Consider the following 6,993-nt stretch of genomic DNA (forward strand, 5'->3'; position numbering starts at 1 on the left):
GTGCTGCAGTCGTCCAAGTGGGATCCGCAGATCTACAACGGCGTTGCCGGCAGCGCGATCTACGGCCTGATGGCACGCGAGTTCGCACCGCTGCCCGAGCGCCTGAAGTCGGCCACCGCGCGCATGGAGAAGCTGCCGCAGATCTTCGCCCAGGCCCGCGAGAACCTGGACCCGGCCCGCGTGCCGAAGATCCATGCCGAGACCGTGGCCAAGCAGAACCGCGGCATCCTGAGCATCGTCGATACCTTCATCACCCCGCACATCGGCGAGCTGCCGGCCGAAGACGGCAAGCGCCTGCAGGCCGCCATCGATGGCCTGAAGAAGGCCGTCGAAGAGCAGCAGACCTGGCTGGACAAGACTCTGGTGCCCAACGCCAAGGGCGACTTCCGCATCGGTGCGGAGCTGTACGACCAGAAGCTGAAGTTCGCCTTGAACTCCTCGCTGTCGCGCGCCGAGATCGGCGAGCGTGCACGCGCCGAACTCAAGCGCGTGCGCCAGGACATGTACGGCATCGCGCAGACCGTGCTCAAGGACAAGCCCGGTGCCCCGGCACTGCCGGCCAACCCGAGCGACGAACAGCAGCAGGCGGCGATCGAAGCGGCGCTGGAGCTGGCCTACGCCGACAAGCCGGCCCGCGACAAGGTGGTCGACGATGCCAAGGCCGCGCTGGCGCAGTCCACCGAGTTCGTGCGCAAGCATGACCTGATGACCCTGCCCGATTCGCCGGTGGACATCATCCTGATGCCCGAATTCCAGCGCGGCGTAGCCGTGGCCTACTGCGATTCGCCGGGTCCGCTGGACAAGAACCTGAAGACCTTCTACGCGGTCTCGCCGATTCCCGACGACTGGAACGACAAGCAGGTCGACTCGTTCCTGCGCGAGTACAACAGCCGCATGATCCACCTGCTGAGCATCCATGAAGGCACGCCGGGCCATTACCTGGAAGGCTGGCATTCGGGCAAGTTCCCGTCCACGCTGCGCGCGGTGCTGCGTTCGGGCCTGTTCGCCGAAGGCTGGGCGGTGTACACCGAGCGGATGATGCAGGAGCAGGGCTACCTGGACAACGATCCGCTGTTCCACCTGGTGCAGCTGAAGTTCTACCTGCGCACCATTTCCAACGCGATCCTGGACCAGGGCGTGCACGTGGACAACTGGACGCGTGAGCAGGCGATGCACCTGATGACCCACGACGCCTTCCAGCAGGAAAGCGAAGCGTCGGGCAAGTGGGTGCGTGCGCAGCTGACCTCGGCCCAGCTGCCGACCTACTTCGTGGGTGCGCAGGAGCACTTCGACACCCGCAAGGCCGTGCAGGACAAGCAGGGCGCGAAGTTCAACCTGAAGGCCTACCACGACCAGATGCTGTCCTACGGCGCCCCGCCGGTGCGCTTCGCGCGCCAGCTGATGCTGGACCAGCCGATCGAGTAAGCACTGCCGGGTTCCTCGTCGGACAGGCAAACGGCCCGGTGCGAACCGGGCCGTTTTTTTGTGGTGTTACGGGCGGTGCAGCCGACCGACAGGGTCGGCATCCCTCACGCGTCGGCGGCGACGAAGCCCCCGGTCTGCCGCGCCCACAACCGGGCGTACAACCCGCCGGCAGCGATCAGCTCGGCATGGGTGCCGGTTTCCACGATCCGCCCCTGGTCCATCACCACCAGCCGGTCCATGCGCGCGATGGTGGACAGCCGGTGTGCGATGGCAACCACGGTCTTGCCGGCCATCAGCTCGTCCAGATTGTCCTGGATGGCCGCTTCCACTTCCGAGTCCAGCGCCGAGGTCGCCTCATCCAGCACCAGGATCGGCGCGTCCTTGAGCAGCACCCGCGCGATGGCGATGCGCTGACGCTGGCCGCCGGACAGCTTCACCCCGCGCTCGCCCACGTGTGCGTCGTAGCCCTGACGACCTTCGCCATCACGCAGGGTGTCGATGAACGCTTCCGCGCGGCCGTGGCCAAGGCGCGCGCAGCTGCGCGTCGGTGGCGTCGGGGCGGCCGTACAGCAGGTTGTCGCGGATCGAACGATGCAGCAGCGACGTGTCCTGGGTCACCACGCCGATCTGTCGGCGCAGGCTTTCCTGGGTGACGCTGGCGATGTCCTGGCCATCGATGCGGATCTGCCCGCTTTCCAGGTCGTACAGCCGCAGCAGCACGTTCACCAGCGTCGACTTGCCGGCACCCGACGGGCCGACCAGGCCGATCTTCTCGCCCGGCTTCACCACCAGGTCCAGCCCGGCAATCACCCCACCGGTCTTGCCGTAGTGGAAATGGATGTGGTCGAAATGCACGTCGCCCTGGGTTACCTGCAGCGCGGTTGCGTCGTCGCGGTCCTGCACGGTCAACGGCTGGGAAATGGTGGTGATGCCGTCCTGCACCGTGCCGATGTCCTCGAAGATCCCGTTGATGGTCCACATGATCCAGCCGGACATGTTGTGGATGCGGATCACCAGCCCCGTGGCCAGGGTGATGGCGCCCACGCTGATGTGCCCGCCGTTCCACAGCCACAGCGCCAGGCCGCAGGTGCCGGCGATCAGGAAGCCGTTGACGATGGCGATGGTCAGGTCCATGCCGGTGGTCACCCGGGTCTGCCGGCGGTGCTTGGCCGCCAGCTCGTCGATCGCCTCGGCCACATAGGCCTGCTCGCGCCCGCCGTGGGCGAACAGCTTCAACGTGGGAATGTTGGTGTAGCCGTCCACGATCCGGCCCATCGCCTTGGAGCGCGCTTCGGAGGCGATCCAGGCACGTTCCTTCGCGCGTGGCACGAAGTACCACATGATCACCACGTAGGCGGCCATCCACAGCACCAGCGGAATCATCAACCGCCAGTCGGCCTGCGCGAACAGGTACAGCGCGGTGCCGGTGTAGACCACGATGTACCAGAGCGAATCGACCATCTGCACCGCCGATTCGCGCAGCGAGGTCCCGGTCTGCATCACCCGGTTGGCCATGCTGCCGGCGAAATCGTTCTGGAAGAAGCTCAGGCTCTGCCGCACCACGTAGTTGTGCATCAGCCAGCGCGAGCGGTTGCTCAGCCCCGGCACGATGGCCTGGTTGACCAGCAGGTTGTGCAGGCCCACCAGCACCGGGCGCAGCAGCACGGTGATGACCACCATCCACAGCAGGTCATTGGCATGGCGCTGGAAGAAGCCCGCACCGGGCTGTTCGGCCACCATGTCCACGATGCGGCCGAGGAAGTCGAACATCGCCACTTCCACCAGCGCCAGCAGCAGCCCGGCGATCAGCGTGGCCAGCAGCACCGGCCACACCGGGCGCAGGTAGTGGATGTAGAACGGCACGACCTTGCGCGGTGGCATGCGCCCGTCGATGGGCGGAAAAACCGGAATCAGCGACTCGAACCAGCGGAACATTCCCTTACCCCGAAGCAAAGCAGGCCGCGATTATCCCACCGCGGCCTGCTGCATGCCTTTACCTGCGGCTCACGCCGCGCGTGCGGTTCAGCCCTTGGCCTCGGCCTTGATCGGCACCAGCAGCAGATCCTGGAAATCAAAGCTGAAATCGGTCAACGACGAGATCGCCTGCATGCGCACGTCGCGGACCTTGCCGTCCGGGTCCAGGCTGAAGGTGACGAAGGCATCGGCATTGAGCGAGCGGTCGTCCCAGCGCACGATGAAGGTGTCGTGCTGCCAGTGGTCCAGCCTGCCCACCAGCTGCGCGGTCTTGCCAAAGCGCAGCCGCAGTTTGCCGGCGCTATGCTCGACGAAGACGTCGCCATACCACGCGTCCCGGTAGCCGCCCGCGTAGCCACCGAGCGGCAGCGAGGGCGTGGACTTCGCATCGCGTGCGGCCTGGTGGTTGGCCCAGCCCTCGTCGGCCTTGTCCTGCGCCTTGGCCACGGCCGCGGCATAGGCCGCCACCCAATCGGTCTGCGGTGCATTCAGGTAGGCGTCCAGCACATCCATGGTGATGGCGTTGAAGGCCGCGCCCACTTCCTGGTTGGTCAGCACCACGATGCCCAGCTTCTGTTCGGGCACCAGCGTCACGCGCGACACCATGCCCGGCCAGCCGCCGGTATGCCAGACCAGTTTCTGGCCGCGGTAGTCGCTCAGGCTCCAGCCTTCGCCATAGCCGGCGAAGTTCGGACGCGCGGCCGCCAGCTGCGGCACGCTCGGTTCGGGCACCACCTGCGGGGTGATCATCTGCCACATGCCCTGCTGGCTTTTGGCGCTGAACAACGCCGTGCCGTTTTCCAGCGTGCCGTGCGCCAGCTGCACGTTCATCCAGCGCGCCATGTCATGCACGCTGGAGTAGATGCCGCCTGCACCGGCGTTGTTGGACCAGGTCAGCGGCGCCACCGTGCGCAGGGCCTTGAAGTCGTACTTGGCGTGGCCAACCGCCGCGCTGTCGCCGGGCTGCAGGTGATCGGCGTTGTAGCGGGTGCCGGTCATGCCGACCGGGGTGAAGATGTGCTGCTGCAGGAAGTCGGCGTAGGACTGCCCGGACACCTGTTCGATCACCTGCTGGGCCACCGCATACAGGATGTTGTCGTAGGCGTAGCGATCACGGAAACCGGCCTTCAGCGGCACCTTGGCCAGGCGTGCGACCACCTCCTGGTTGCTGTACGTCGTGGTCGGCCAGAACAGCAGGTCGCCTGCGCCCAGGCTGAGGCCGCTGCGGTGCGAGAGCAGGTCGCGGATGCGCATCTCGCCGGTGACGTAGGCGTCGGACATGCGGAACCCGGGCAGGTGGTCGATCACCCGGTCGTCCATCTTCAGCTTGCCCTGCTCGGCCAGCAGGTTCAGCGCCGTGGCGGTAAAGGCCTTGGTGTTGGAGGCGATGGCGAACAGGGTATCGGCCTGTACCGGCGCCGGCTTGCCGAGCTCGCGCACGCCGTAGCCGCGTTCGAACACGACCTGGCCGTCCTTGACCACCGCCACCGCGATGCCGGGGACGTCGAATGTGCCGCGCACGCGCTCGACGGTGGCGTCCAGCCGCTGCAGTTCGGCCGGCACCGCCGCCGATGCCAAAGGTGCGCATGCGAGCAGCACGACGCCTCCGATCCAGGATGTGTTCAAGCAGTGTCTCCAGTTGCGTGTCGCGGGGGCGTTGAGGCGCGCAGGCGCGCCTGGGCCGGGTTTCGCACGATGGTAACGCGGGGGCGCTCAGGCTCGCCTGTGCCAGAAGGCGGACCGCCCCGGAGCCCTGTATGACCGCGCCTGCCGATACCGTATCCACCGTCATCCCCTGCCTGCGCTATCGCGATGCGCATGCGGCCATTGCGTGGCTGCAGCGCGCGTTCGGCTTCGAGCCGCAGGCGGTGTATGTCGACGGCGAGGTCGTTCACCATGCGCAGCTGATCTACGGCCACGGCATGATCATGCTCGGCTCGGTCGACAACGCCAGCGAATGGGGCCGCTACAGCGTGCACCCGGACGAGGTGGATGGCCGCCAGACCCAGAGCGCGTGCGTGATCGTGGCCGATCCGGATGCGCACTACGCGCGCGCCGTGGCCGCCGGCGCGCAGGTGGTGATGGACATCGCCGACCAGGGCTACGGCGGCCGCGGCTACGCGTGCCGTGACCTGGAAGGCTACCTGTGGTGGTTCGGCAGTTACGACCCGTGGCGCGCCCACGCGGACGGCGCATGACCACAGCAGGACGCATCCGTACCGGCATCGGCGGCTGGGTATTCCCGGGGTGGCGTGGCGGAACCTTCTATCCGGCCGGGCTGCCGCAGCGCGAAGAGCTGTCCCACGCCAGCGCAGCGCTGGGCTGCATCGAAATCAACAGCACGTTCTACCGCGCGCAGAAGCCAGCCGTCTACGCGCAGTGGCGCGAGCAGACCCCGCCCGGGTTCCGCTTCTCGGCCAAGGCACCGCGCACCATCACCCAGACCCACGACCTGACCACGGTGGGCGCGCGTGCGGAGGCCTTCATCGATGGCATCGTCGCACTCGGCGATCGCCTGGGACCGCTGGTGTGGCAGTTCGGCGACACCCACCCGGCCGGCGCGCAGGAGTTCGACCGGTTCCTGGATCAACTGCCGCGCAAGGCCGACGGGCGCGCGTTGCAGCACGCGCTGGAGGTGCGCAATCCGGCCGCCTGGAGCGCGGACCTGGTGGCGGTGGCACGGGCGCACAACGTGGCGCTGGTGTTCAGCGGGTCCAACGACTACCCCAGCTTCGCCGACCCCACCGCGGACTTCATCTACGCACGCCTGATGCACGCCCGCGCCAACCTGCGCGCGGGCTACCCCGAGCGCGCACTCGAACAGTGGTGCCTGCGTGCGATGCGCTGGGCCCGCGGCGAGGACAATCCGGACCTGCCGCATGTGGCCCCCGAAGCACCGACGTCGGGCCCGCGCGAGGTGTACCTGCTGTTCATTGGTGCGGCCAAGCAGCGCAACCCAGGCGCGGCGATGGCGCTGCGCGACCAGCTGGCCCGCGTAGGCGCCACGTAGAGCCGGGCTCTGCCCGGCTGCCTTGGCTTGCGCACGCGTAGAGCCGGGCTCTGCCCGGCTGCCTTGGCTTGCGCACGTAGAGCCGACCGTTGGTCGGCTGCCGTTGCGGCCTGCGTCAACACCGTAACGACCACCGGTCGATACCTACCCCACGGTGTGCGCTCGCGCGCCCATCCGCATGTCGATCCGCCACAGCAGCGCGGCCAGTGCCACGAAGGCCAACCCCACCACGGCCGCGTTGCGCGCCACGCCCATGCCGCCCAGCGCCGCCAGGTCAAGGAACGGATACGGGTACTGCCCGCTCCATCGCCCCACCAGCAGCGCCCAGCCCAGGTAGAGCGCCGGGAACAGCAGCACGCCGCCCAGCTGGCGCCAGCGCAGCTGCCCGTGCGGGCCGGCCAGCCAGCCCAGCAGGTACAGCACCGGAACCACGTAGTGCAGGCCGGTGTCGGCCCACCAGTGCAGACCCTGCGGGTGCCACAGCGTGCGCAGCACCAGCACGTAGACCAGGCCGGTGATGCCGATATACACCGCCACCGCGGCGCTGGGTGCGGGGGCGGCCATGCCGCCGGTGCGTCCCCGCA

At 67.8% G+C, this 6,993-nt stretch carries 5 protein-coding genes and 1 pseudogene; 3 read left to right on the plus strand and 3 right to left on the minus strand.

What is annotated here, in order from left to right; genetic code table 11:
- Window positions 1–1,425: DUF885 domain-containing protein (locus tag DBR34_RS01390; protein WP_146186747.1), on the plus strand; the 1,425-nt coding region annotated here is incomplete at its 5' end.
- Between the two features lie 104 nt (window positions 1,426–1,529).
- Here the strand turns inward: DBR34_RS01390 and smrA are convergent.
- Both smrA and DBR34_RS01400 read right to left on the minus strand, forming a co-directional pair.
- A pseudogene (gene smrA, locus DBR34_RS01395) lies at window positions 1,530–3,360 on the minus strand (multidrug efflux ABC transporter SmrA).
- 87 nt (window positions 3,361–3,447) lie between these two features.
- Window positions 3,448–5,025: a serine hydrolase gene (locus DBR34_RS01400; protein WP_128095411.1), complete on the minus strand. Its 1,578-nt coding sequence runs from the start codon at window positions 5,023–5,025 to the stop codon at window positions 3,448–3,450.
- Between the two features lie 131 nt (window positions 5,026–5,156).
- Here DBR34_RS01400 and DBR34_RS01405 point away from each other — a divergent pair, with 131 nt between their 5' ends.
- Complete coding sequence (locus DBR34_RS01405) at window positions 5,157–5,597, plus strand: VOC family protein (protein ID WP_128095412.1); 441 nt, start codon at window positions 5,157–5,159, stop codon at window positions 5,595–5,597.
- Window positions 5,594–6,409 (plus strand): DUF72 domain-containing protein, encoded by an 816-nt coding sequence (locus DBR34_RS01410; RefSeq protein WP_128095413.1) that lies wholly within the window; start codon window positions 5,594–5,596, stop codon window positions 6,407–6,409. The genes DBR34_RS01405 and DBR34_RS01410 overlap by 4 nt, the downstream gene beginning before the upstream one ends.
- 144 nt (window positions 6,410–6,553) lie before the next feature.
- Here the strand turns inward: DBR34_RS01410 and DBR34_RS01415 are convergent.
- A partial coding sequence (locus DBR34_RS01415; RefSeq protein ID WP_181393871.1) for a Pr6Pr family membrane protein occupies window positions 6,554–6,993 on the minus strand: 440 nt, incomplete at its 5' end.

This window comes from Stenotrophomonas sp. HMWF003 (assembly GCF_003061285.1).
Lineage (GTDB): Bacteria > Pseudomonadota > Gammaproteobacteria > Xanthomonadales > Xanthomonadaceae > Stenotrophomonas > Stenotrophomonas maltophilia_AP.

Coding starts and splice junctions, on each gene's coding strand:
- DBR34_RS01410 (WP_128095413.1), top strand. CDS start 5,594: ATGACCACAGCAGGACGCATCCGTACCGGCATCGGCGGCTGGGTATTC.
- DBR34_RS01405 (WP_128095412.1), top strand. CDS start 5,157: ATGACCGCGCCTGCCGATACCGTATCCACCGTCATCCCCTGCCTGCGC.